Below are 24,653 nucleotides of genomic sequence, written 5' to 3'. Positions count from 1 at the left end.
CCCGACCACCCCGGTCGGGGGTACAGGCGCGTCCTGAACATGGTTCACTGACGGGCGTGCACCTGACCCGCATCGGCCTCACCCCGCTCAAGGGCGCCCGCCACACCGACCTCGACCGGGTGCATCTCGACCCGACGGGACCGCGCGGCGACCGCCTCTACTGCCTGCTGGAGACCGGCCGCGACCGGGTGCTGCGCACCGTCGACAACCCGACGATGGTCCTCGTCACCGCCGCCTGGGACGGGGCGGACCTGACGGTGACCACCCCGGGCGAGGGCACGGTGACCGCCGCACCCCTCCCCACGGGCGAGGTCCGCACCTGCAGCTACTGGGACCGCGCAGCGCGGCTGGAGGTCATGACGTCACCGCACGCCGACCAGCTGTCGGCCCACCTCGGTCGGCACGTCCGGCTAGCGCGGATCCGCACGGCGGGCGAGGTCGTCTACGGCGGCTCGGTGACCCTCGTGACGACCGGCGCCCTGCGCCGCCTGGGCGAGGCTCAGGACTCCCGCTTCAGGGCCACCTTCACGGTCGCCGCCGAGCAGGACCCGGAGCCGGGGACATTCCTGCAGGTCGGTGGCGCGACCGTGCGCGTGCGCGGCCCGGTCCCCCGCTGCCGGGTCGTCGACATCAACCCGGACACCGCCGCCCTCGACACACGCCACCTCCACACGATCGCCGGGCAGGGGCGAGCGGAGCGCGACGTCCCCTTCGGGATCGATGCCGATGTCGTGACGCCCGGCGAGGCGCGCCTCGGGGACGCGGTCACCCCCGTGCCCAGTCCTGGGTGAGCGCCCCGGGCTCAGCGGGTCCGGGACACCACTCGCCGGACGACCCCGGGCACCCCTCGCCGGACGGGGACCGAACCCGGCCGGCCTTCGTCGGCACGCGTGCCGGACAGCCTTGGTGTCAGGAGGCCTCGGTCGTCCCCTCGTAGAGACCGATGTGGTTGCCGTCAGGGTCGGCGATCACGGCGAACCAGCTCGTCTTGCTGATCGGCGACTTGTCCATGACGACCGAGCCGCCCGACTGCGTCGCCCGGGCCAGGACCTCCTCGATCGAGTCGACCTCGACGTAGGAGCGCGGGTGCTCGAAGCCGTCGCCGCGTGGCGCGAGGCCGCCCCCGCTGATCTTGTTGGGCGCCTGCCACATGGGGTAGCCCTCGAAGCCGGGGATCTCGACGATCTGCCAGCCGAAGAGCCCACCGTAGAAGGCCGCTCCTGTTTGCGGGTCGCTGACCGGGATGTCGATGTGCGTGATGTCTCCGTGTGCCATGGACCAAGCATGGCGGCAGGGTGTGACAGCCACCACAGCCGTGAGGTGAACGGTCGAGTCACCCTCGGGCGACGCCACCACCTCGTCCACCGCGCCGGCAGCGAGGGCCTGCCCGCGGTGGCCGCGGTCATCGAGGCGATCACCGGCAGCCACACCTACCCGAGCGGGGCTACCGGCGAGTAGCATGCGCTCCATGCAGCCCGCACGGGCCGTCGACGCAGACGGCCACGACCCCTTCGCCGAGCCAACGACGCCCGTCCCCGCAGGGTGGATCGCCCGGCTCGGGCTCGCCGGGGTCGGGATGTGCGCCGGCTGGTTCGGCCCGATCCAGGTGCTCCTCGGGCTGCAGGCCGCCGCCCTGACACCCGACCACAAGGAGGCGACCCTCTCCCTCGTCACGGGCATCGGCGCCGCGGTGTCGACACTCGCCAACCCGCTCGCGGGAGCCTTCAGCGACCGCACGACATCGCGGCTGGGCCGACGCGTGCCGTGGCTCGTCGGCGGGACCGTCGTCGGCGCGCTCGGGCTCGTCGTCCTCGCCCTCGCCGACACGGTGCCCGTCATGGTGCTCGGCTGGTGCCTCGTCCAGGCCGGGCTCAACGGCACGCTCGCGGCGCTCACCGCAGCCGTGCCCGACCTCGTGCCGGTCGAGCAGCGCGGTCTCGTCAGCGGCGTCGTCGGCATGACCCAGACCCTCGGCATCGTCGTCGGCACCGGCGTGGCGACGCTCGTCGCCGGCACCACCGGCGCCTACCTCGTCCTGGCCGTGCTCGTCGTCGCCGCGGTCACCCCCTTCGTCCTGCGCTCGATGGATCGCCCGCTCCGCCGCGGCCACCTGCCGCCGACACGCGTCCCGGACTTCCTCCGGGGCTTCTGGATCTCGCCCCGGCAGCATCCCGACTTCGCGTGGGCCTGGGCCACCCGCTTCCTCGCGACGATCGCCAACTCGATCTGCACGATGTACCTGCTCTTCTTCCTCACCGACGCGGTGCGTGTCGACGACCCCGAGCTCGGCGTCCTCGTGCTCACCCTGCTCTACGCCGCCTGCCTCGTCGTCTCCGCGATCGTCGCCGGGATGTGGTCCGACCGTCTCGGCGTGCGCAAGCCCTTCGTCATGGTCTCCGGCCTCGTCATGTCGTCGGCCGCGGTCCTCCTCGCCCTCGTCCAGACGTGGCCGGCCGCGCTGGTCGGTGCGGTGATCCTCGGGGTGGGCTACGGCATCTACCTCGCCGTGGACTTCGCGCTCATCACCCAGGTCCTCCCCCGGGCCGGCGACCGGGCGCGCGACCTGGGGGTCATCAACATCGCCAACGCCCTGCCCCAGGTCCTCGCGCCCGCACTCGCCGGCCCGATCATCACGTGGTCGGCGAGGCACGGCACGCACGCCGACGGCTACCGCACCCTCTACCTCCTCGCGGCCACCATCGGTGTCGCCGCCGCCCTGCTCATCCGCAAGATCCGCTCCGTCGACTAGGTGAACCCGTGCCCCTGCCCCGTGACCTCGTGATCGGCACCTCGACCGCCAGCTACCAGATCGAAGGGGGTGTGACCGCCGGTGGTCGTGGCCGCAGCATCTGGGACGACTTCTGCGACCGGCCCGGCGCGATCGCCGACGGGTCGTCGGGTGCCGTCGCCTGCGACAGCTACCACCGTTGGGACGAGGACGTCGACCTGCTGCGCGGCCTTGGTGTCGATGCCTACCGCTTTTCGATCGCCTGGCCGCGCATCCAGCCGACGGGTGACGGCGCGGCCAACCCTGTCGGCCTCGACTTCTACGACCGGGCGGTCGACGCCCTGTGCGAGGCGGGGGTCGCTCCCTTCGCCACGCTCTACCACTGGGACCTGCCGTCGGCCCTCCAGGCGAAGGGGGGCTGGATGGCCCGCGAGACCGCCGAGCGTTTCGGCGACTACGCCGCGCTCGTGGCCGACCGGCTGGCCGACCGGGTCGCGATGTGGATGCCGGTCAACGAGCCGGTCGTCTCGACCCTCTTCGGACACGCGATCGGCATCCACGCACCCGGTGAGTCGCGTGGCTTCGAGGCTCTCGCCGCCGGTCACCACCTCCTCCTCGGGCACGGCCTGGCCACCCGGGCGCTGCGGGCCGCGGGGGCGCACGCTGTCGGGACCGCCAACAACCACACGCCCGTGCACGCGGTGGGCGATGCCGACGAGGACGTCGCCGCCGCCGCGCTCTACGACACGATCCACAACCGCGCCTTCGCCGAGCCGATCCTGCTCGGCGAGTACCCCAACGGCATGGGCGATGGCATGCCCGGTCCCGTCGCTGATGACCTGGCGGTCATCAGCGAGCCGCTCGACGCCTACGGCGTCAACTACTACAACCCCACCCTCGTCGGGGCACCCGGATCACCGGCGACCGTCGCCGCCCGGGCTGCGGCACCCCAGCTCGAGGCGCAGCTGAGCGTGCCGGAGGGCATCCCCTTCGACGTCGTGCCGATGGCGGTGGACGAGTACACGGCCTTCGGCTGGCCGGTCGCCCCCGAGGGACTGACCGAGGTGCTCGTCCAGCTGCGGGACCGCTACGGCGACCGCCTGCCACCCGTGCACGTCACCGAGTCGGGGTGCTCGACCGACGACGTCGTCGAGGACGGCACCGTCCACGACGAGGCGCGCATCCGCTACCTCGACCGGCACCTGGAGGCCGTCGCCGCCGCGATCGATGCGGGAGTCGACGTCCGGGGCTACTTCGTGTGGTCGCTGCTCGACAACTTCGAGTGGGCCGAGGGCTACACGCAGCGCTTCGGCCTCGTCCACGTCGGTGCCGACCAGGAGCGGGTCCCCAAGGACTCCTACGCCTGGCTGCGCGACCGCATCCGGACCCTGCGGTCCTCAGGCTGAGGCACGCCAGACGGGCAGGCCGGTGCCGCGCAGCTCACGCCCCTGACCGCTCGCGACGATGCCCCACATGCACAGCACGAGGTGCCAGAGGGAGACCAGGGCCCAGACCGTGATGATGAGGCCGAAGGGGAAGAAGCCCTCGATCCCGTCGGGGTCGTCGGCGGTGAGGTACCAGAGCAGCCCGAAGTGCGTGCCGACGAGGACGACGGTGAGGACGAGGTAGGTCAGACCCCAGTTGGCCGCATGGACCCCGTTGCGCGCGGCGAGCCCTCCCTTCGACCGCAGGGACAGGCCGACGGTGATCATGAGGACGCTCGCGAGCACGCTGCCGACGAAGGGCAGGCACATGAGGACGGCCAGTCCCATCGCCCAGGCGATCGTCCCGCGGCCGGGTCCCGGCGCGGGATGCTGGAACTGCTGGACCTGCGGGGGTGGCGGCAGCGGCGGGGACGTCATGCCCCCATCGTCTCGCACGGATCGTCCGGGGAGGCCGCCGGCACGCGACGCGAGACGGCACGGGACGCACGATGGCCCGCACCCCGGTCGAGGGTGCGGGCCATCGTGTCGACGACTCGTCAGGCGAGGGTGAGCACGAGGTGCTCGGTCTCCGGCTTGCGCGTGCTGCGCAGCCCGGCGACCGTCTCCTCACCATCGGTGTCGATGACGAAGTCGACCTTGGCCGGCAGGAGCACCGGCTTCTTGAACCACACGTGGCTCGTGCACGGGCCGCTGGTGCGCGGGCCGATGGCGCCCAGGACTCGGGCATAGGTCCACATCCCGTGGGCGATCGCCGATGGGAAGCCCATCGCCTTGGCCGTGAGCCCGCTCATGTGGATCGGGTTGATGTCGCCGGAGACGAGGCCGTAGGTGCGCCCGAGGTTGGCCGGGAGGCTCCACGTGGCGGCGGCCTGCCCGGTCGGGATCGCCGGGGGTTGGGCCCCCCGCTCGGCGTCGGCGTCACCCTTGCCGCGGGCGAGGTAGGTCGAGCGACCCTCCCAGACCCGCTCGCCCTCGACGTCCACCTCGGTGACGAGGTCGACGACCTTGCCCTTGGGGTGGGGCCGCAGGGCCTCGGCGTGCACGGTGATGTCGAGGGCCTCGTCGAAGCGGATCTCACGGTGGACCGTGATGACGTTTTCGACGTGCACCAGACCCATGAGCGGCAGGGGGAATCCCTTGCCGGACATCAGCTGCATCTGGAGCGGGAAGCCCACGACGTGCGGGTAGGTGTGCGGCAGGACGTCGCTGTTGTTGAAGCCGCAGATCCGCTGGTACTCCAGCAGGTCCGAGCGGTCGATCGCGTGCCCCTCCAGGCGCAGGGTGACGTCCGGCAGCGAGCTGCCGCCACCCTTGCCCGGCAGTGCCGCCTTGGCGTAGATAGGCCCGAGCGCCGGGATGCTCTTGACGGTCGTGACCGACATCAGGCGCCCAGGATCATCTGGCCGCAGACCCGCACGGTGTTGCCCGTGACGGCGCGGTTGGCGTCCCAGGAGAACCAGCCGATCGTCTCGGCCACGTCGACCGGCTGACCGCCCTGCGACAGGGAGTTGGTCAGGCGACCGATCTCGCGGGTGGCGAGCGGGATCTTGGCGGTCATCTCGGTCTCGATGAAGCCCGGGGCCACGGCGTTGACCGTGATGCCCTTGGCGAGGACCTGCGGGTCCTTGGCCAGGCTCGAGGTCATGCCGATGACGCCGGCCTTGCTCGCCGCGTAGTTGGCCTGACCGCGGTTGCCCGCGATGCCGGCGATCGAGGCGACGTTGACGATGTGCCCGCCCTCGTTGATGGCCGGGACGAGCGCCTCGTTCATCTTGAGGATCGACAGCAGGTTGACGTTGAGCACCGAGCCCCAACGGTCCGCGTCGGTGTTGACGAGGAGCTTGTCGCGGGTGATGCCGGCGTTGTGCACGACGATGTCGAAGCCGCCGTGCAGCGAGCGCGCGTGCTCGACGATCTTGGCGCCCGCGTCCTCGGCGGTGACGTCGACCTGGAGGGCCGAGCCCCCGAGCTTGTTGGCGACCGCGGAGAGCGGGCCACCGGCAGCCGGGATGTCGACGCACACCACGGTCGCGCCGTCGCGGGCGAGCACCTCGGCGATGGCCGCGCCGATGCCGCGAGCGGCACCGGTGACGACGGCGACCTTGCCGGCGAGCGGGGCGTCCCAGCTCTCGGGCACGTCGATGTCGGCGACGGCGTCACCGATGTGCACGACCTGCGCCGAGACGTAGGCCGAGCGGCCGGAGAGGAAGAAGCGGATCGTCGCCTCGACGTTGGCGTCGGCGCCCTCGGAGACGTAGACGAGGTTGGCCGTGCCACCCGCGCGCATCTCCTTGCCGACCGACCGGACGATGCCCTCGAGGGCGCGGCGGGCCGCGGCCTCGGCGACGTCCACGGTCTCCTCGACCGGGCGGCCGATGACGATGACGCGACCGGTCGGGGCCAGCGTCTTCAGCGCCGGGGCGAGGATGCCGCGCAGCGTCTCGAGGTCGGCCGGGGTGGCCGCCTGGGTCATGTCGACGACGACGCCCGCGACCGAGGTCGACGGGGAGGTCGCGATCTGGACGCCGTCGGCCGAGAGGGCCTCGGTGAGCAGCGCCGCGACGGGGGCGTCACCGTGACCGGCGAGCAGCACCGCGCCGTTGATGAGCGAGCCACCGGCCTTGTGACGACGCAGCGTCGTCGGGCGGGGCAGGCCGAGGGTGTTGGCGATCTGCTTGCCCAGGCCGGAGCTGACGAACTTGCCGTACTCGAATCCCATGTGATGTCTCCTAGGAGGTGTGTCGGTGGAAGGCTCAGGCGCCTTCGAGGATGGCCACGACGCCCTGCCCACCCGCGGCGCAGATGGAGATCAGGCCGCGGCTGCCCGGGCCCTTGGCGTGGAGCATCTTCGACAGCGCGGCGACGATGCGACCACCGGTGGCGGCGAAGGGGTGACCCGCGGCGAGCGAGGAGCCGTTGACGTTGAGCTTGTCGCGGTCGATCGACCCGAGCGGGGTGTCGCGACCGAGCTTCTCGCGGCAGAAGTCCTCGTCCTCCCAGGCCTTGAGGGTGGAGAGCACGGTCGCGGCGAAGGCCTCGTGGATCTCGTAGTAGTCGAAGTCCTGCAGCGTCAGGCCGTTGCGGTCGAGCATGCGCGGGATGGCGTAGGCCGGGGCCATGAGCAGACCCTCGGCACCGTGGACGTAGTCGACCGCCGCGGCCTGGCCGTCGACGAACCATGCGAGCGGGGTGAGGCCCTGCTCAGCGGCCCACTCCTCGGAGCCGAGGAGGACGACTGAGGCGCCATCAGTCAGGGGCGTGGAGTTGCCGGCGGTCATCGTCGCGTCGTCGCCCTTGCCGAAGACCGGCTTGAGCTTCGCGAGCTTTTCCATCGACGAGTCGGCCCGCATGTTCTGGTCCTTGGCCAGACCCATGAAGCTCGTGACGAGGTCGTCCTGGAAGCCTTCGTCGTAGGAGCGGGCCAGGTTGTGGTGGCTCTTCATCGCCAGCTCGTCCTGCGCCTCGCGGGTGATGCCCCACTTCTTGGCCGTGATGGCCATGTGGTCACCCATCGACAGGCCGGTGCGCGGCTCGACGTTGGCCGGGGTCGCGATGCCGAAGTCCGTCGGACGGATCTTGGTGAGGGCGAGGGCCTGCGCCTTGCCGCCCTTCGCGCGGTTGACCTTGAGCAGCTTCTTGCGCAGGGACTCGGTGACGGTGATCGGGGCGTCGGAGGCGGTGTCGACGCCACCGGCGATGCCGGACTCGATCTGGCCGAGCTTGATCTTGTTGGAGACGAGGATCGCGGTCTCGAGGCCGGTGCCGCAGGCCTGCTGCAGGTCGTAGGCGGAGCTCGTCGGGGCCAGCGCGGAGCCGAGGACGGCCTCACGGACGAGGTTGAAGTCGCGGGAGTGCTTGATGACGGCACCGCCGGCCACCTCGTCGATGTGCTTGCCGCCGAGGTTGTAGCGCGCGACGAGCCCGTCGAGGGCAGCGGTGAACATGTCCTGGTTGGACGCCTCGGCGTAGGCGCCGAACTGACGGGCGAAGGGGATGCGGTTGCCACCGAGGACGGCGGCGCGACGCGGCAGGTTGTTAGCCACCACAGGTCTCCTGGTCGTGAGTGTTGGAGTCGGGACGGTCCGGGCGGATGCCGGCGCCCCCGAGTGTGCACTTATACGATACGGACGGTAGCAGGTACTCGCAGTACCTGCTACCGTCCGTTCTGTGAGCACCACCACCGACGGCCGCAGCTCCCGCTGGGAGGCGCATCGACAGGAGCGACGACGCACGCTCGTCGAGTCCGCGATCCGCACGATCCGCGCGCGGGGCGCCTCCGTCGGCATGGACGAGCTCGCCTCGGAGGCAGGCACCTCCAAGACCGTCTTCTACCGCCACTTCAGCGACCGTCACGGCCTCTACCAAGCCGTCGCCGAGCGGGTCGACGAGCTGATCCTGCGCGACATCGGCAAGGTCCTGGGCGAAAACACCAAGCGCACGGGCCTGAGCGCCCTCGACGTCGACCCCCGCTCCGTCGTCCGCGCCGCCATCGACGCCTACCTCCAGCTCGTCGAGCGCGACCCCGAGCTCTACCGCTTCATCGTCTCCGCACCCATCGTCGTCTCCGACCGGTCCGGCAATGCGGCGGAGGCCGTCGCCACCGCCACCGGCAAGATCGCCGGCCAGATCAGCGACCTCATCTCCGCGGCGCTCGTCGACCGCGGCAACGACCCCGCCCCCGCCCGCCTGTGGGGCCACTCCCTCGTCGGGCTCGTGCGTGCCGGCGCCGATGCCTGGCTCGCCGGGCTCGCCGGTGACCTCACTCGCGGCGAGCTGACCGAGCGGCTCACCGACCTCGCCTGGTCGGGCACGAAGATCGCGTGGAAACGCCCCTCCTCCTGACGCCCGGCGTGAGTAGGGTCGGGCCATGTCGACCACCGAGGCACCGTCCGTCACCGCCCTCAGGGAGGTCCTGCGACTGCACACCGTCGCCTCGGACGACCCGGACCGGACAGACCCGGCCCCCTTCGTCGAGCTGCACGCGGTGCTCCGCCGGCACTTCCCGCGGGTGCACGAGGCCGGGGAGGTCGTCGACGTCCCTCCCCACGGGCTGCTGATCCGGGTCCCGGCCGACCCCGGCTCCCCGACCTGCGACGCCGACCCCGTGGTCCTCATGGCCCACATGGACGTCGTGCCCATCGGTGACGCGTCGCTGTGGACCCACCCGCCGTTGGCTGCCGAGGTCGTCGACGGCGTGATCTGGGGGCGCGGCACGCTCGACGACAAGGGCCAGCTCGTCGCGGTCATGGCAGCGGTCGAGTCCCTCCTCGCCGAGGGCCTGGCCCCGGCACGCGACGTGTGGCTCTCCTTCGGCAGCGACGAGGAGGTCATGGGCACGTGCGCGCTCGCCGCGGTCGAGCTGCTCCGCGAGCGCGGGGTGCGGCCGTGGTTCGTGCTCGACGAAGGGGGTGCCGTCGCCTCCGACGCCTTCCCCGGCGTGACCCGCCCCCTGGGCGTCGTCGGCGTGTCCGAAAAGGGGGTGCTCTCCCTTCGACTCACCGCCAGTGGCCGCGGCGGCCACGCCTCACGACCGGCGAAGGGGGGACCCGCCGCCCGCATCGCCGCGGCCATCACCCGACTGGAGCGCCACCCCTTCCCCGCGCACGTCTCCCCCGCGACGCTCGAGATGCTCGGGCGCCTGGTGCCGCACCTGCCGCGCGCACTGCGGCCGGTCGTGGCCCGCGCCGAGCGCGCCCCCTCGCTCCTCGCACGCGTCCTCGTGGCGGCGGGCCCCGAGGCCGCTGCCCTCGCGCGGACGACGGTCGCCGTGACGACGCTCAGCGGCTCGCCGGCGATCAACGTCAGCCCGACCTCCGTCGTCGCCGGGCTCAACCTGCGCATCGCCGTCGGCGAGACGACCGCGGCGGCGACCGAGCGCATCCGCCGCGTCGTCGGTCGGACCATCGATGTCGAGGTCGCCGAAGCGCACGAGCCGAGCCCGCTCTCCCCGACGGACGACCCCGCCTTCGCCCTGCTCGAGCGGACGGTGACGACGGTCTTCCCCGAGGCCGTCCCCGTGCCGTACGTCATGTACGCGGCGACCGATGCCCGGCACTTCACGACGATCTGCCCGCGCGTCTACCGCTTCGCCCCCTTCCGGATGAGCGCCGAGCAGCGCGAGTCGATCCACAGCTACGACGAACGTCTGGGCGTGCAGGACTTCCTCGACGGGGTGCGGTGGTACCGCACCCTGCTCGACGGTCTCACCCACGAGTCCGTCGCTGCGGCGGTGCCCGGATGAGCCCGGCCATCTGGCGGATCGTCGGCTTCCTCGCGGCGGTCGAGATCGCCTCCGGCGTCCTGCAGGGGTACTACACGCCGATCTACTCCGACATCGCCGACCACCTCGCGATCCCCGACGGCGACGTCAACTGGTTCGAGGCAGCCCAGCTCATCGTCGCGGCCCTCGCCGTACCCGTGCTCTCCCGCCTCGGCGACCTGCATGGTCACCGACGGGTGCTCGTCGTCGCGACGCTCATCACGGCCATCGGCGGCTGGCTCGTCGCACTCGCCCCGGGCTTCTGGACCTTCCTCGTCGGCTGGGCGATCCAGGGCGCCTACACCGTGTGGCTGCCGATGGAGATCGCCATCCTCCACGAGCGCACGCGCGACCGCCCCGACCAACCCGCCCTGGTGCGTCGAGGGGCCGCGCTGCTCGTGCTCGCCCTCGAGGTCGGCGTCATCGTCGGTGCGCTCGGGGCGGGCGCGCTCCAGCCCGTGATCGGGATGACCGGGTTGCTCGCCGTCCCGGCGGCGGCGACCACCCTGGCGCTCGTGGCGATCGTCCTCGGCGTGCGCGACGAGTCGGCGCCGGCCACCGGCCGGCTCGACCTCGCCGGCACCGCCCTGCTCTCGAGCGGGCTGCTCCTCGTGCTCGGCGGTCTGGTCGCCATCCGGCTGCAGGGTCTGACGAGCGGGCTCGCGTGGGCCCTCGTCATCGTGGGATGCCTCGTCATGTGGGCTTTCGTCCGCGTCGAGTCGCGGGCCGACTCGCCGCTCATCGACGTGCGGGCCCTGGCTGCGCCGGGCATGTGGCCGGTGCAGCTGGCCGCGGCCCTCTTCGGCATGAGCGTGCTGGGTGCGCAGATCCCCCTGTCGACCTTCGCCCGGACCGACCCGGCGGAGGTGGGCTACGGGCTCGGTGTCGACGCCGGTGCGATCGCCAACCTCATCGGCCTCTACGTCGCGTGCATGGCGGTCGGGGCGCTGCTCTCCCCCGTCGCGGCACGATGGGTGGGAGTCCGCTGGATGCTCGTCGGCGCCGCCGGGCTCGTCGCCCTCGGTTACGCGACCTTCCTGCCGCTCCACACCGCCCTGGCGCACACGATGCTCGCCATGGGGGTGGCCGGCCTGGGCTCGGGGGCCCTCGTCGCCGCCCTGCCGGCCGCAGCGGCCGCGGTCGCCGCCCACGGCGGCACCGCCGAGGCAGCGGGGCTGACCAATGCGACCAAGACCGTGGGCGGCTGCATCGCCTCGGCGATCTTCGCCGTCGCCCTCGCCTCCACCGGCAGCATCTCCGACCCGGCCGCGGGGCACGCCCCGATGTCGGGCTACCTCACCGTGTGGGGCGTGTGTGCCGGGTCGGCACTGCTCGCGGCGATCGCCCTCTCGCGACTGCCGGCGACCGATCGGGAACGTGAGCCCGTCGAGGTCTGAGTCGTCTCCGAGCGGGCAGCTCAGAGACAGCCCGCGCGCCCCGACACGCGGGACGTCTTCGACTCCGCAGGCGTGCGTCCCCTGTCCGATGCCCTACGTCAGGGCGACCCCGGGCCGAAGCGCCGGGTCGCAGCGCACGAGGTCGAGGGCGAAGTCGACGTACCACTGCGCGACCTGCTCGGGCGTGGAGTCCCCCCCGTGCCGGTACCACTGCGGGATGGCCGTGCACATCGTCACGACCGCGCGGGCGGCCTCGTGCGGCAGCGGCGTGGCGAAGGCCCCAGCCCGGCAGGCGGCCCGCACCTCGTCGTCGATGCGCGCCTGCTCCTCCCGACGGACCCGCGCGATGCGCGCCCGGGCCGGGCCGGCGAGGCTGCGCATCTCGGTCGCCCCGATGAAGCCGAGCTCGCGCCGGTGGCTGTGGAAGAGCGCCTGGCACTCGACGAGCAGGGCGAACCGGGTCCACGGGTCCTTCGCCTCGGCCTGCGCTGCGGAGGTGCGACGGGTCAGGTCGTCCATGGTGCGGTCGAGGAGTGACACGAGCAGCTGCTGCTTGGAGGAGGAGTAGTGGTACAGGCCGGCGACCGACAGCCCGGCGCGCTCGGCGACTCCCCGCATCGTCGAGCCGTGGTAGCCCAGCTCGAGGAAGCACGCGAGCGCGCCGCGCAGGGCGGGGTCGAGGTCGAGCGGCTCGAAGCGGCGCCAGTGCCCGGCCCCGGCGGCCTCCCCTTCGCCCGCGGTCACGCGCCACCGCTCGTCGCGGATCGGCTCGGCGACGCCCTGCAGCAGCCGCTCGGGCCGCACGCCGAGCACGTCGGCGAGTTGGACAGCACGCTCGGTGGAGGTCGCGACACGGCCGTTTTCGACGGCGCTGACGGTGCCGATGCTCACCCCGAGCTGGTCGGCGAGCTGACGCACGGTGAGGCCACGCCTCGTGCGCAGATCACGGACCGCGCGGCCCATGGCGACCCGGTGCAGCGACGGTTCCTCGGGCACGCCCACGGCCGGCTCCCTTCGTCCCAGATGTTCAGCGATACTGAACAAGATCGTCGTTGACACCCTAGAGGCCCTACCAGCACGGTAGGCACATCACGGATCGACCAAGTGATTGTTCAGACCGTTGTGCTCAAGGAGGAGCCATGACCGACGCTGCGCCCGACCTGACCGACCTGCTCAAGGACGCTCCCACCAACTGGGGCAAGTGGGGCCCCGAGGACGAGGTGGGCTCGCTCAACTACCTCGGCCCGGAGCAGGTGATCGCGGCGGCCGGCCTGATCCGCAGCGGCAAGGTCTTCCCGATCCAGCGACTCATCGGCGACCCGAAGGGGGATCCGGTGTGGCCGAGCCGCGAGCCGGCGACCCGCACGCAGATCTTCGACGAGTCCACCTGGGACGGCGACGACGCGCCGGTCTTCCCCGGCGGCCTGCACTACGCGGACGACAAGATCGAGGCCTTCCTCCAGGGGTCGACGCAGTACGACGCCCTCGGACACGTCTGGTACGGCGGCAAGCTGTGGAACGGCTACGACGCCCGCACCACCGTCGGCGGGATGGACAAGGCCAGCGTCCAGCCCATCGCCGAGCGCGGTGTCGTCGGCCGTGCGGTGCTGCTCGACATGGCCCGCTACCGCGGCAAGGGGAGCCTCGACTCCGCCGAGACCTACACCCACGAGGACCTGCTCGCGTGCGCCGCGCAGCAGGGCGTCGAACTGCGCAAGCGCGACATCATCCTCATCCGCACCAACTACCTCGCCCGCTTCCACGAGCTCGGCGCCGCCTTCTACGACGACTTCTGCGAGCCGGGCCTGATCTACAGCTCCGAGCTCGTCCAGTGGTTCGCCGACATGGAGATCCCCAACCTCGTCACCGACACCATCGCCAACGAGGTAACGACCGACCCCGAGACCGGCGTCGCGCTGACGCTGCACAACGCCCTGATGCGCAACCTCGGCATCGCCTTCACCGAGATCGTCGACCTCGAGGACCTCGCCGCCGACTGCGCCGCGGACGGCGCCTACGAGGTCTTCTACGCCGCGGCCCCGCTCAAGGTGCACCAGGGCTCCGGCTCGCCGGTCAACCCGATCGTCATCAAGTGAGGCGTGGATGAGCACCTACGACGACAAGCCCTGGCTGGGGCTCTACGGCGAGATGCCGGAGACGCTCGACCCGGAGCACACCTCTGCCCTGGAGATGTTTCGCGCCGGCGTGCAGACCGACCCCAACGGCGACGCCATCCGCTACTTCGACGGGGTGATCTCGCGGCGCGAGCTCGACGAGATGAGTGACGCCCTGGCCGTCGGGCTGCTCGCCGAGGGCTTCGCCGCAGGTGACCGGCTGGCGGTGTACCTGCAAAACATCCCGCAGTTCGTCATCGCAATGGTCGCCGCGTGGAAGGCGGGCGGGATGCTCGTGTCGATCAACCCGATGAGTCGCGAGCGCGAGCTGCGCTACCTGCTCGAGGACTCGGGCGCGCGCGTCCTGCTGTCGCAGGAGGGGCTCTACGACGAGGTCGCCCGCCACGTCGTGCCCGACTCCCCCGTGCAGCTGGTGCTCACCACGAGCGAGCTCGAGCACCAGACCGAGGCCGACGAGCGGCTCTTCGCCGGCAGCAGCCGGGCGCGGCACGAGGGGACGAGCGACCTCGCCGAGCTCATCGCGCGCCACCGCGGCGAGGTGCCACCACCGGTCAGCCCGAGCGCGGACGACATCGCCTTCCTCACCTACACGTCCGGCACGACCGGCCGCCCCAAGGGCGCGATGAACACGCACGGCAACGTCGTCTTCACCGCGATGGTCTACCGCGACTGCGCGATGTTTGCGCCCGGCGGGTCGGTCCTGGCCATCGCGCCGCTCTTCCACATCACCGGACTCATCGGGCACATCGCGCTGAGCCTGCTCGCGCCGATGCCGCTCGTGCTGGCCTACCGCTTCGAGCCGGGCGTCATGCTCGACACCCTCGAGCGCCACCGGCCGACGTGCACGATCGGGGCGATCACCGCGCTCAACGCACTGCTCGACCACCCCGACGTCACGCCGGAGCACTTCGCCTCGCTCGACACGGTCTACTCCGGTGGCGCGCCCATATCCCCGACGGCGGAGCGGCGCTTCCACGAGGTCACCGGCCGCCAGGTCCACAACGCCTACGGCCTGACCGAGACGACGAGCCCGATGACGCTCACCCCCTTCGGCGTGCAGTCGCCGATCGACCCGGCATCCGGCGCCCTGTCCGTCGGGGCACCGGTCCCGTCGACGATCGTGCGGATCCAGGACGACGAAGGGAGGGACCTGCCGCTCGGCGAGATCGGCGAGATCGTGGCCGAGGGCCCGCAGGTCGTCGCCGGCTACTGGGACAAGCCCGAGGAGACCCGGGCCTCGCTGCCCGGCGGTGCCCTGCACAGCGGCGACGTGGGCTTCATGAACGAGCAGGGCTGGATCTTCATCGTCGACCGCAAGAAGGACATGATCAACGCCTCGGGCTACAAGGTGTGGCCGCGCGAGGTCGAGGACGTCCTCGCCGAGCACCCGGCCGTCCGTGAGGCGGCCGTCGTCGGCGTGCCTGACGACAAGCGCGGCGAGACGGTCAAGGCCTTCATCTCCACCCGGGCGGGCGAACAGGTGGAGCCCGACGAGATCATCGCCTTCTGCAAGGAGCGCATGGCCGCCTACAAGTACCCGCGTCAGGTCGAGGTCCTCGACGAGCTGCCCAAGACGGTGACCGGCAAGATCCTGCGGCGTGAGCTGCGTGGCTGAGCCGACCACCGCCGTCGCCGGCGAGGACCTGCCGGGGCTCCCCCTTCGTCGGTTGGCGCCGTACCTCGCCCGGCACGTACCGGAGATCGGCGACGTCCCCCTCACGGCGTCGCTGATCTCCGGGGGACGGTCCAACCTCACCTACCTGCTCACCGACGGGCAGCGGCGCTGGGTGCTGCGTCGGCCCCCGCTCGGGGCAGCGCTCGAGACGGCGCACGACATGGGGCGGGAGCACCGGATGATCTCGGCGCTCCACCCCACCGCCGTCCCCGTCCCCCGCCCTGTGCACCTCGCGGGGCCGGAGGGCGAGGAGCTGCTCGGCACCCCCTTCTTCGTCATGGGCTTCGCCGAAGGGGAGGTCCTGCGTGATCGGGAGCAGCTCGCCGCGGTGCCGGAGCCGGGGCGGCTCGCCCGCCACCTCATGCGGTGCCTCGCCGACCTCCACGAGGTCGTCCCCGACGAGGTGGGGCTCGCCGGCCTCGGCCGGCCTGACGGCTACCTCTCCCGCCAGCTCGACACCTGGCTGCGTCAGGTCTCGGCCGTCGGCTCGCCGCTGCTGGGGGACTTCGAGGACGTCGCGCGGTGCCTGCGGCGGAGCCTACCCACGACCCAGCGCACCCGACTGGTGCACGGCGACTACCGGCTCGACAACGTCGTCGTCGGCCCCGACGACCAGATCGACGCCGTGCTCGACTGGGAGATGGCGACGAGGGGCGACCCCCTGGCCGACGTCGCCTCCACGCTCGTGTGGTGGGACGGCATGCGTGGGCTGGACTCCCCCGTGGCGGCCCACCCGGGCGACGTGCCCGGCTACCCGGACCGGCGCGAGCTCGTCGCGGCCTACGCCGAGGTCTCCACGCTCGACCTCTCCGGCCTCGACTGGTACGTCGGCTTCGCCCTGTACAAGGTCGCCGCGATCTTCGAGGGCATCCGGCACCGGCACGACGAGGGGCTCACGGTCGGTGAGGGATTCGAGCGGCTCGGCCCGCTCGTGCCCCACCTGCTCGACTCCGCCCGCGACGCCTGACCCGGCGGCTGCGCTGAGGTCTGCGTGACGCCCTTGGGGTCCGCGTGACGCGCTCGGCACCCGCCCCGGTGCCCGTGACGACCGTGCATCTGCGAGCATGCGGAGCATGAGCGCCGAGCAGACCAAGGACCCCGTCGCCGAGCAGATCCGATCCGTCCTCGACGGTCGGTGGGAGGCCATCCGGCAGCAGCTGCGCGCGGACCCGCGCTTCCCGGTCGCCGAGCCCGACCTGCGGCTCGACCTCGAGGCGCACCGGGCGCGCACCCTCGAGCTCGTCACCGCACTCACCGACAGCGAGCTCGTCCGGGCGACCCTGCCGGTCGACCTCGGTGGCACGGGTGACGTCGGGGCCTCGGTCACCGGGCTGGAGATGATCGGCCACGGCGACCTGTCGGTCTTCGTCAAGGCGGGCGTGCAGTTCGGTCTCTTCGGCGGGGCCATCGCCAACCTCGGCACCGAGCGCCACCACCGCGAGTACCTGCCCGGCATGGCCGACCTGTCGCTGCCCGGGTGCTTCGCGATGACCGAGACCGGCCACGGCTCCGACGTGCAGTCGATCCTCACCACCGCGACCTACGACCCCGCGACCGACGAGCTGGTCGTCCACTCCCCTTCGCCCGCCGCCCGCAAGGACTACATCGGTGGTGCCGCGCGCGATGCCCGGCTCGCAGCGGTCTTCGCCCAGCTCGTCGTCGGCGAGGAGCAGCACGGCGTGCACTGCGTCCTCGTCCCCCTGCGCGACGAGGCAGGTCATCCGATGCCCGGCGTGACGATCGGCGACTGCGGGGCCAAGCTCGGGCTCAAGGGGGTCGACAACGGCCGGCTGATGTTCGACCAGGTCCGTGTGCCGCGGGCCAACCTGCTCAACAAGTACGGCGACATCGACGACCAGGGCCGTTACTCCTCGCCCATCGAGAGCGTCAACCGGCGCTTCTTCACCATGCTGGGCACCCTCGTGCGCGGCCGGGTGACGGTCGCCGCCGGCGCGGGTGCGGCCACCCGCAGCGCCCTGACCCTCGCGGTGCGCTACGGACTGCAGCGCACGCAGTTCACCTACCCCGACGGCGAGCACGAGGTCGTCGTCATGGACTACCGGGCCCACCAGCGCAAGCTCCTGCCCCGGCTCGCGAAGTCCTACGCGCTGGCCCTCGCGCAAAACGCGCTGACCGGCAAGCTCGCCGACATCAACACCGGCGAGATCACCGACGAGTCGTCGCAGCGCGAGCTCGAGGCACGCGCCGCCGGCCTCAAGGCGATCACCACCGAGCACGCCAACGACACCATCCAGGCCTGCCGCGAGGCGTGCGGCGGGGCCGGCTACATGGCGCTCAACCGCTTCGCCGACCTCAAGGCCGACACCGACGTCTTCGCGACCTTCGAGGGCGACAACACGGTGCTGCTGCAGCTGCTCGCCAAGGGCATGCTCACCGACTACAAGAGCGACTTCCAGGAGCTCGACACCCGTGGCGCGATCCTCTTCGGGGCCCGGCAGGTGACGACCTCGGTCATCGAGCACACCATCGGCGGGTCGATCATCCAGCGGCTGATCTCCGGCGCGCCGGGCAAGGACGGCGACAACGCCCTCGAGGACCGCGGCGGTCAGCTCGCCTTCTTCGAGGACCGGGAGTCGCACCTCACCGAGACGCTCGCGATGCGCCTGCGTCGCGCCGGCGAGGAGGTCGCCGACTCCTTCCGCGTCTTCAACGAGGCGCAGGACCACCTGCTCGAGTCGGCCCGCGCGCACATCGACCGGATCGCGCTCGAGGCCTTCGTCACCGCGATCGAGGAGGCCCCCGACGGGCCCGGACGGGACCTGCTCAACCTCGTGTGCGACCTCTTCGTCTTCAGCACCGTCGAGGCCAACCGCGCGTGGTTCATCGAGCACGGCCGGCTGAGCGCCAGCCAGTCCAAGGCGGTCGTCGCCCGGGTCAACGAGCTGTGTGGCCAGCTGCGCCCCCACGCGGGGACGCTCATCTCCGGCTTCGGCATCCCCGACTCGTGGCTGACGACCGAGATGATGTCGGACCTGGCCAGCTTCTAGCGCGACCGGGGCCACGCCACGGCTGCGCCGCTCACCGCGCGGAGCAGCCGCGCCGCTCAGCGCCCGCGGGCGACGCGCCCTTCGTCCCAGACCGGGCCGTCGCTCTCGCGCACCCGACCGTCGGCCCCGTAGACGAGGAAGCGGTCGAAGCCGCGCGCGAACCACCGGTCGTGGGTCACCGCGAGGACCGTGCCCTCGAAGGCGGCCAGACCCTCCTCGAGCGCCTCCGCGGACTCGACGTCGAGGTTGTCGGTCGGCTCGTCGAGCAGGAGGAGCGTCGCCCCGGACAGCTCGAGCAGCAGGATCTGGAAGCGCGCCTGCTGCCCGCCGGACAGCGACTCGAAGGTCTGCTCCCCCGCGTGCGCGAGCTCGTAGCGGTCGAGGACCCGGCTGGCCGCCTCGCGGCCCAGGCCCGACCGGTGATCGTCGCCGCGGTGGAGGATCGCCAGCAGGGTGCGGCCGATGAGCTCGGGGTGCTCATGGGTCTGGACGAACCACCCCGGGCGCACCCGCGCTCCGAGCCTCGCCCGGCCGGTGTGCGCCACGGGCGCGATGACCGCCTCGCCGACCGGCAGGTTGTCCACCTCGGGGTCGCTGCCACCGGCGGCGAGCAGCCGCAGGAAGTGCGACTTGCCCGAGCCGTTGGAGCCGAGCACCGCGACCCGTTCGCCGTACCAGACCTCGAGGTCGAAGGGCTGCATGAGCCCGGTGAGCTCGAGCCGCTCGCAGACGACGGCGCGCTTGCCGGTGCGGCCGCCGTGCAGCCGCATCGTCACCTTCTGCTCGCGTGGCTGCTCGGTGGGTGGCCCGTCGGCCTCGAAGCGCTCCAGCCGGGTCCGCGCCGACTGGTAGCGGGTGGCCATGTCGGAGTTGTACTTGGCCTTTTGCTTGTACATGAGCACGAGCGCCTTGAGCTTGGCGTGCTCCTCGTCCCACCGCTTGCGCAGCTCCTCGAAGCGGGCGAAGCGCTCCTGCCGCGCCTCGTGGTAGGTCCCGAACCCACCGGGGTGGGTCCACACGCGGTTGCCCGCGCTGCCCAGCTCGACGGTGACGACGCGGGTGGCGGTGTTGGCGAGCAGCTCGCGGTCGTGACTGATGTAGAGGATCGTCTTGTCGCTGGCCCGGATCTGCTCCTCCATCCAGATCTTGCCGGGGACGTCGAGGTAGTTGTCCGGCTCGTCGAGGAGTAGCACCTCGTCGGGTCCGCGGAGCAGGTACTCGAGGACGAGCCGCTTCTGCTCGCCGCCGGAGAGGGTGCTCAGTTCCCGGTACTTGCACCGCTCGAAGGGCACGCCCAGCGCGGCCGTCGTGCACACGTCCCACACGACCTCCTGGTCGTAGCCACCGGCGTCCGCGTAGTCGGTGAGGGCCGTGGCGTAGCGCATCTGCGTGCGCTCGTCCTCGGTCTCCATGAGGGCTAGCTCGAGCCGGTCGACCTCCGCCGCCGCATCGCGGACCGGCTGCGGAGAGACCGACATGAGCAGGTCGGCGACGGTGGGCGCCTCCCCCAGGCCGGCGCCGACGTGCTGGCGCATCACACCGAGACCACCGGTGCGGGCGACGGATCCCGCGTGCGGGGTCAGCTCGCCGGTGACGATGCGCAGCAGCGTCGTCTTGCCGGCGCCGTTGGCCCCGACCAGCGCGACCTTGGCCCCCTCACCGACGCGGAAGGAGACCTCGTCGAGCAGCACCCGCCCGTCCGAGAGCTCGTACCTGACACCGGCGACGTCGACATGTCCCACGAAGGGGGATCCTCCCCGATCCGCCCGGTGTCACCAACCGCATTTCGGCCCCCACGCTCCCTGAGGAGCGAGGCCGTCTGCGGCCGGCCGTATCGAAGGGCCGGTCCCTGAGGAGCGAGGCCGGCTGCGGCCGGCCGTCTCGAAGGGCCGGTCCCTGAGGAGGCCGCCCGCGGCCGTCTCGAAGGGTCAGCGCACCTCGATGATGCGGTGCTCCTTGATCGACATGACGAGCGCGATGATCCAGCCGATGACGGTCCAGCCGAGGAGCAGGTTGACCCAGAAGACGGACCACGCGTTGCGGTTGCCGCGCACGGCCGCGATGGCCCACGGGAGCATGTAGCCGGCGGAGAGGATGGCGACGATGATCGCCACCGGGGCGCTGACGACTCGGGTCTTCTGGTCGGTGACGATGCGTGCCATGGCCCCAGCCTAGGCTCAGAGCCTGATCGTCCCCTCCACGAGCGTGGTGACCGCGCCGCCGACCCGCACCTCGCCGTCGTCAGCAGCCGTCAGAGACAGCACCCCCGCCCGACCGATGCACCCACCCTGCGTGACGCTCCAGCGGTGCGGGACCTGGCCTTCGCCCGCGAGCCACTGGGCGATGCCGGCGTTGAGGCTGCCGGTCACGGGGTCCTCGCCGACGCCGAGGCCCGGGACGAAGGCCCGCGTCTCGTAGAGGTGCTCGCCGCCGTCCTCGTGCCAGCCGATGACCCCGACCTTGGCGTCGGGGGCGCGCGACCAGTCCGGCTCAAGACTCCTCACCTGCTCGGCGGAGCGCAGCCGCACCGCGGCCCAGCCCGGGCCGTTGTCGACCCACTGGTGTCCGACGACGTCCGCGCGGGTGATCCCCAGAGCCGCGACGAGCCGGTCGAGATCGGCGTCGTCCAACGGCCCCGTGCGCACGAGCGGCGGTGCGGTGAAGGCGAGCTCGCTCCCGGCGCGGTGGACGTCGACGAGACCGGCGCCGCACTCCTGGACGACGCGGTCGGCCTGCCGTGGGGTGCCGCCGTGGGCCAGCCAGGCGTGCGCGGTCCCGAGCGTCGGGTGCCCAGCGAAGGGGAGCTCGCCGCCGGGGGTCATGATGCGCACCCGGTAGTCGGCCTCGGGCGTCGTCGGCGGGAGGACGAAGGTGGTCTCGGACAAATTGGTCCACCGCGCGACGTCCTGCAGCGCCGCATCGTCGAGCCCTTCGGCGTCAAGGACGACGGCGAGCGGGTTGCCGGCGTAGGGCCGGGAGCCGAAGACGTCGACCTGGGCGAAGGCACGGGAGCGGGGCATCGCGGTCCTCTCGTCGGGGTGGCCCCATCCTCCCCCGCCGGGTCCCGCCCGACATCATGGGGGCATGGCCGCCGACCCCGTGTACCTCGACCACAACGCGACGACGCCCATCGCCCGCCAGGTCGCCGAGGCGATGTGGCCGCACCTCACCGAGGACTTCGGCAACCCGTCGAGCGCCTCGGTGCAGGGTCGGCGAGCCCGGGCGGCACTCGACCGGGCCCGCGAGCAGGTCGCCGCCCTCGTCTGCGCGCACCCGGACGAGATCGTCTTCACCTCGGGCGGAACCGAGGCCAACAACATCGCGATCCGGGGCGCCGCTCGGCACCTCGCGACCCGGGTGGCCGTCACGTCGTGCGTCGAGCACCCGGCGACGGCCGCACCCCTGGCGCACCTGCGGGAGCACCACGGCTGGCGCGTGCACGAGCTGCCGGTCGACGGCGAGTGCCGGGTGCGCCTGGACGGGCTGCCCACCGGGGCCATCGGGCTCGGCACGCTGATCCTCGCGCACAACGAGACCGGTGCGCTCCAGCCCGTCGCCGACCTCGCCGAGCGGGTCCACGCCGCCGGTGGGCTGGTCCACGCCGACGCAGCCCAGGCGGTCGGCAAGGTGCCGGTCGACGTCGCGGACCTCGGCGTCGACCTGCTGTCGATCGCCGGGCACAAGCTCTACGGACCGAAGGGGGTCGGTGCCCTCTACGTGCGACGCGGCACCCGCGTCGCACCGGTCGTCCTCGGCGCCGGTCAGGAAGGGGGCCTGCGCCCGGGGACGGAAAATGTCGCGCTCATCGTCGGTCTCGGGGTCGCCGCCGACCTCGCCGCGGGCCTGCTCGTCGCCGAGGCCGATCGACAGATCGCCCTGCGAGAGACGTTGTGGCACCGCCTTGCCCGTGCCGTGCCGGGGCTGGTCCGCGTGTCGCCCGAGCAGGGCTGCCTGCCCAACACCCTCATGGTGGCGCTGCCCGGTCGCGTGGGAGCCGAGGTCCTCGAGATCCTCCCCGAGATCGCAGCGTCGACCGGCAGCGCCTGCCACGCGGGCGTGCACTCCCCGGGCGTCGCGCTGCTCGCCATGGGGCTCGACGCCGACACCGCCCTCGGGGCGCTGCGCCTGTCCCTCGGGCGGTCGACGAGCTCCGCCGACGTCGACCGCGCCGTGCCCGCCCTCGTCAGCGCGCTCACCGGGCGGCCGGCATGAGCTCGGCACCGGCCTGGCTGGGTCCGGTGGTGCGCTCGTACCAGATCACGCCTGCGGTCTACGACCTCGTGCTGCTCAGCGCCGTCCCCCTCGCGCTGCTCGTCGGGTCCGTGGTCTTCGGGGACCGGGACGAGCTGCCCATCCTGCTCGTGGCCACCGCCCTCGTCGGTCTCGTCGCCTTCGGGTGGATCGCGTGGTCGCTGTCCTCCTTCCTCCACCTGCACGCCCACGGGGTGCGGGTCGGCCGCCACCTCGGCACGGTGCGGGCGATCCCCTTCGGCTCGATCGACCCGGCCTCGATCGCCACGTACACCGACATCTCCTCCGCGATCGGGATGCGGCGGATGGTCCCGTCCCGGTGGCACGTCTTCCCGGCCTCGGGCGCCGCGGTCTCCTTCGTCGGGCCCTCACCGACGACCGAACGGGGGCCCGGCTACGTCCCGCCTCCGGTCCCCGGTGACGGGTTCGTCGTCTTCGCGTCGTCGCGGGCCCCGGAGATCGATGCTGAGCTGCGCCGGGCGCTCGTGGCCCATGGCGTGCCGGCAGAGCTCGCCTGGTGGTCCGGGCGTCAGGGACCCTTCCCGCTGAGCGGGCTGGCCGTCGCGGCGCGCTGCTCGATGCCCGGCTACCTGCCGACCTGGCGCCCCTGAGGTCGACTCAGGGGCCCACCGGTGCGAGCTGCCAGAGGGAGGTGACCTCGGCCCGGCGTGCCTCGTGCAGGGCGTCGCGGGCATCACTGGCGCGGCCGTGCCGCGGCACCGTGTCGAGGCGCTGGACCACCTGCAGCCCGGCGTCGGCGACCCAGCCGAGCAGGTCGTCGCGGCTGCGCAGGCCGAGGCGCTCGGCGATGTCGGAGATGACGAGCCAGCCCTGGCCGCCCGGCTCGAGGTGCGCGGACAGACCGGCGAGGAAGCGTCGCAGCATGTCGGACGCCGGGTCGTAGATGCCCACCTCGAGGTCCGAGGTGGGCTCGCCGGGCAGCCACGGCGGGTTGCACACGACGAGGTCGGCACGGCCCGGCGGGTAGAGGTCGGCCTCGACGACGCTGACCCGGTCGGCGACACCGAGCCGAGCGGTGTTGTCCGCGGCGCTGGCGACGGCGCGAGGGTTGATGTCCGTGGCGACGACCCGCTCCACGCCACGCTGGGCGAGGACCGCGGCGAGGACGCCGGTCCCCGCCCCCAGGTCGAAGGCCGTGCGCGGGACAGGGTCCGCCAGAGGGGCATGGGCGACGAGGTCGACGTACTCACCACGGACAGGTGAAAAGACGCCGTAGCCCGGGTGGACGGTGGCGCCGAGGGCCGGGACCTGCACCCCCTTCGTCTGCCACTGGTGGGCGCCGATGACACCGAGGAGCTCTTGCACGGCGACGACCATCGGCCCCTCGCCCACGCCGTAGGCCGCGCGGGCGGCCTCGCCCACGTCCGGCGCCCGGCGCAGGTCCAGCTCGCGGTCGGCGTCGAGCTCGACGACGAGGTGGGCGAGCAGGGTCGCGCGCTCGGTCCGCTCGGCGCGATGACGGGCGAAGGTCACTCGACCGCGCTGACGGCGCGCGGCGCGGCGCTCGATGCGGCGGTCCATGGCCTTCAGCAGCTGGCGGGCGTTGTGGTAGTCCCCACGCCACAGGATCGCGGTGCCGCGCGCGGCCAGCCGCATCGCGGAGTCGGCGGTCAGCGCGTCGTCGGCGACGACGACCTCGGTGGGGGCCGGGGCCCCGCTCTCGGAGTGCCACTCGGCCTGGTTGTCGGTGCCGTCCTCGACCCAGCGGATGGTGTCCATGGTGCGGCGAGTCTA

Annotated in this window: 23 protein-coding genes; 13 read left to right on the top strand and 10 right to left on the bottom strand. The window is 72.2% G+C overall.

All coding sequences use genetic code 11. The annotated features are described in order from the left end of the window. Positions 1-56: 56 nt before the first annotated feature. Positions 57-791, top strand: a complete 735-nt coding sequence (locus AB4Y78_RS05045; protein ID WP_387355669.1) for an MOSC domain-containing protein — start codon at positions 57-59, stop codon at positions 789-791. A 118-nt stretch (positions 792-909) separates the two neighbouring features. Here AB4Y78_RS05045 and AB4Y78_RS05040 read toward each other — a convergent pair whose 3' ends face one another. After that, positions 910-1,275 (bottom strand): VOC family protein, encoded by a 366-nt coding sequence (locus AB4Y78_RS05040; RefSeq protein ID WP_441713155.1) that lies wholly within the window; start codon positions 1,273-1,275, stop codon positions 910-912. A 45-nt stretch (positions 1,276-1,320) separates the two neighbouring features. Between AB4Y78_RS05040 and AB4Y78_RS05035 the strand changes: the two genes are divergently transcribed. From AB4Y78_RS05035 to AB4Y78_RS05025, 3 genes are read left to right on the top strand one after another with little or no spacing between them, the layout of a single operon-like run. Next, positions 1,321-1,458, top strand: coding sequence for a hypothetical protein (locus AB4Y78_RS05035; protein ID WP_156811703.1), 138 nt, complete (start codon positions 1,321-1,323; stop codon positions 1,456-1,458). Between the two features lie 10 nt (positions 1,459-1,468). Continuing rightward, the gene (locus AB4Y78_RS05030; RefSeq protein WP_441713154.1) at positions 1,469-2,749 is read left to right on the top strand and encodes an MFS transporter; all 1,281 of its coding nucleotides are present in this window, start codon (positions 1,469-1,471) and stop codon (positions 2,747-2,749) included. A gap of 8 nt (positions 2,750-2,757) precedes the next feature. Beyond that, a complete protein-coding gene (locus AB4Y78_RS05025; RefSeq protein WP_259908948.1) occupies positions 2,758-4,134 on the top strand; it encodes a GH1 family beta-glucosidase in 1,377 nt (458 codons plus the stop codon). On the opposite strand, the gene AB4Y78_RS05020 is transcribed toward AB4Y78_RS05025, so the two are convergent. The 4 genes from AB4Y78_RS05020 to AB4Y78_RS05005 all read right to left on the bottom strand — a co-directional run bounded on the left by AB4Y78_RS05020 (position 4,126) and on the right by AB4Y78_RS05005 (position 8,216). Then, the gene (locus tag AB4Y78_RS05020) at positions 4,126-4,590 is read right to left on the bottom strand and encodes a hypothetical protein (RefSeq protein WP_259908947.1); all 465 of its coding nucleotides are present in this window, start codon (positions 4,588-4,590) and stop codon (positions 4,126-4,128) included. The two genes, AB4Y78_RS05025 and AB4Y78_RS05020, sit on opposite strands and share 9 nt — an antisense overlap. A gap of 119 nt (positions 4,591-4,709) precedes the next feature. After that, positions 4,710-5,555, bottom strand: a complete 846-nt coding sequence (locus tag AB4Y78_RS05015) for a MaoC/PaaZ C-terminal domain-containing protein (protein WP_259908946.1) — start codon at positions 5,553-5,555, stop codon at positions 4,710-4,712. After that, entirely contained in the window at positions 5,555-6,892 is a 1,338-nt protein-coding gene (locus AB4Y78_RS05010; protein ID WP_441736911.1) for a 3-oxoacyl-ACP reductase, read from the bottom strand. The genes AB4Y78_RS05015 and AB4Y78_RS05010 overlap by 1 nt, the downstream gene beginning before the upstream one ends. Before the next feature lie 34 nt (positions 6,893-6,926). Beyond that, the gene (locus AB4Y78_RS05005; RefSeq protein WP_441713151.1) at positions 6,927-8,216 is read right to left on the bottom strand and encodes an acetyl-CoA C-acetyltransferase; all 1,290 of its coding nucleotides are present in this window, start codon (positions 8,214-8,216) and stop codon (positions 6,927-6,929) included. A gap of 124 nt (positions 8,217-8,340) precedes the next feature. Here AB4Y78_RS05005 and AB4Y78_RS05000 point away from each other — a divergent pair, with 124 nt between their 5' ends. Genes AB4Y78_RS05000 through AB4Y78_RS04990 form a run of 3 tightly spaced genes read left to right on the top strand, consistent with a single transcriptional unit; the run spans position 8,341 to position 11,829 of the window. Continuing rightward, positions 8,341-9,015 carry a TetR/AcrR family transcriptional regulator gene (locus AB4Y78_RS05000; protein ID WP_259908943.1) on the top strand — a complete coding sequence of 225 codons (675 nt, stop codon included), beginning with the start codon at positions 8,341-8,343 and terminating at the stop codon, positions 9,013-9,015. 25 nt (positions 9,016-9,040) lie between these two features. After that, positions 9,041-10,414, top strand: a complete 1,374-nt coding sequence (locus AB4Y78_RS04995; protein WP_441713150.1) for a M20/M25/M40 family metallo-hydrolase — start codon at positions 9,041-9,043, stop codon at positions 10,412-10,414. Then, positions 10,411-11,829, top strand: coding sequence for an MFS transporter (locus AB4Y78_RS04990; RefSeq protein WP_441713149.1), 1,419 nt, complete (start codon positions 10,411-10,413; stop codon positions 11,827-11,829). Before AB4Y78_RS04995 ends, AB4Y78_RS04990 begins: the two co-directional genes overlap by 4 nt. A gap of 93 nt (positions 11,830-11,922) precedes the next feature. Here the strand turns inward: AB4Y78_RS04990 and AB4Y78_RS04985 are convergent, their stop codons facing one another. Beyond that, the gene (locus AB4Y78_RS04985) at positions 11,923-12,831 is read right to left on the bottom strand and encodes a helix-turn-helix domain-containing protein (RefSeq protein WP_441713148.1); all 909 of its coding nucleotides are present in this window, start codon (positions 12,829-12,831) and stop codon (positions 11,923-11,925) included. Positions 12,832-12,968: 137 nt separating this feature from the next. Here AB4Y78_RS04985 and AB4Y78_RS04980 point away from each other — a divergent pair, with 137 nt between their 5' ends. The 4 genes from AB4Y78_RS04980 (at position 12,969) to AB4Y78_RS04965 (ending at position 18,647) form a co-directional block, all read left to right on the top strand. Beyond that, positions 12,969-13,925, top strand: a complete 957-nt coding sequence (locus AB4Y78_RS04980; protein ID WP_259908939.1) for a cyclase family protein — start codon at positions 12,969-12,971, stop codon at positions 13,923-13,925. A gap of 7 nt (positions 13,926-13,932) precedes the next feature. After that, complete coding sequence (locus AB4Y78_RS04975) at positions 13,933-15,579, top strand: AMP-binding protein (RefSeq protein WP_441713147.1); 1,647 nt, start codon at positions 13,933-13,935, stop codon at positions 15,577-15,579. Next, a complete protein-coding gene (locus AB4Y78_RS04970) occupies positions 15,572-16,606 on the top strand; it encodes a phosphotransferase family protein (RefSeq protein ID WP_259920809.1) in 1,035 nt (344 codons plus the stop codon). The genes AB4Y78_RS04975 and AB4Y78_RS04970 overlap by 8 nt, the downstream gene beginning before the upstream one ends. A 106-nt stretch (positions 16,607-16,712) precedes the next feature. Further along, on the top strand, positions 16,713-18,647 hold the full coding sequence (locus tag AB4Y78_RS04965) for an acyl-CoA dehydrogenase family protein (protein WP_441713145.1): 1,935 nt from the start codon (positions 16,713-16,715) through the stop codon (positions 18,645-18,647). Between the two features lie 56 nt (positions 18,648-18,703). Here the strand turns inward: AB4Y78_RS04965 and AB4Y78_RS04960 are convergent, their stop codons facing one another. The 3 genes from AB4Y78_RS04960 to AB4Y78_RS04950 form a co-directional block, all read right to left on the bottom strand. Then, positions 18,704-20,389, bottom strand: a complete 1,686-nt coding sequence (locus tag AB4Y78_RS04960) for an ABC-F family ATP-binding cassette domain-containing protein (protein WP_441713144.1) — start codon at positions 20,387-20,389, stop codon at positions 18,704-18,706. Positions 20,390-20,575: 186 nt separating this feature from the next. Next, positions 20,576-20,809: a superinfection immunity protein gene (locus AB4Y78_RS04955; RefSeq protein WP_441713143.1), complete on the bottom strand. Its 234-nt coding sequence runs from the start codon at positions 20,807-20,809 to the stop codon at positions 20,576-20,578. A gap of 15 nt (positions 20,810-20,824) precedes the next feature. Then, a complete protein-coding gene (locus tag AB4Y78_RS04950; protein ID WP_441713142.1) occupies positions 20,825-21,667 on the bottom strand; it encodes a PhzF family phenazine biosynthesis protein in 843 nt (280 codons plus the stop codon). 64 nt (positions 21,668-21,731) lie between these two features. On the opposite strand from AB4Y78_RS04950, the gene AB4Y78_RS04945 reads away from it, so the two are divergent. Together AB4Y78_RS04945 and AB4Y78_RS04940 are read left to right on the top strand one after the other, a co-directional pair. Continuing rightward, on the top strand, positions 21,732-22,859 hold the full coding sequence (locus AB4Y78_RS04945) for a cysteine desulfurase family protein (protein WP_441736907.1): 1,128 nt from the start codon (positions 21,732-21,734) through the stop codon (positions 22,857-22,859). Next, positions 22,856-23,509: a hypothetical protein gene (locus AB4Y78_RS04940; protein ID WP_387355687.1), complete on the top strand. Its 654-nt coding sequence runs from the start codon at positions 22,856-22,858 to the stop codon at positions 23,507-23,509. Before AB4Y78_RS04945 ends, AB4Y78_RS04940 begins: the two co-directional genes overlap by 4 nt. A 7-nt stretch (positions 23,510-23,516) precedes the next feature. Here the strand turns inward: AB4Y78_RS04940 and AB4Y78_RS04935 are convergent, their stop codons facing one another. Further along, positions 23,517-24,638, bottom strand: a complete 1,122-nt coding sequence (locus AB4Y78_RS04935; protein ID WP_441713140.1) for a methyltransferase — start codon at positions 24,636-24,638, stop codon at positions 23,517-23,519. Positions 24,639-24,653 lie beyond the last annotated feature (15 nt).

It is taken from the genome of Janibacter sp. RAF52 (genome assembly GCF_052114035.1).
Lineage (GTDB): Bacteria > Actinomycetota > Actinomycetes > Actinomycetales > Dermatophilaceae > Janibacter > Janibacter hoylei.
This window is presented reverse-complemented; position numbering and strand designations above follow the sequence as displayed.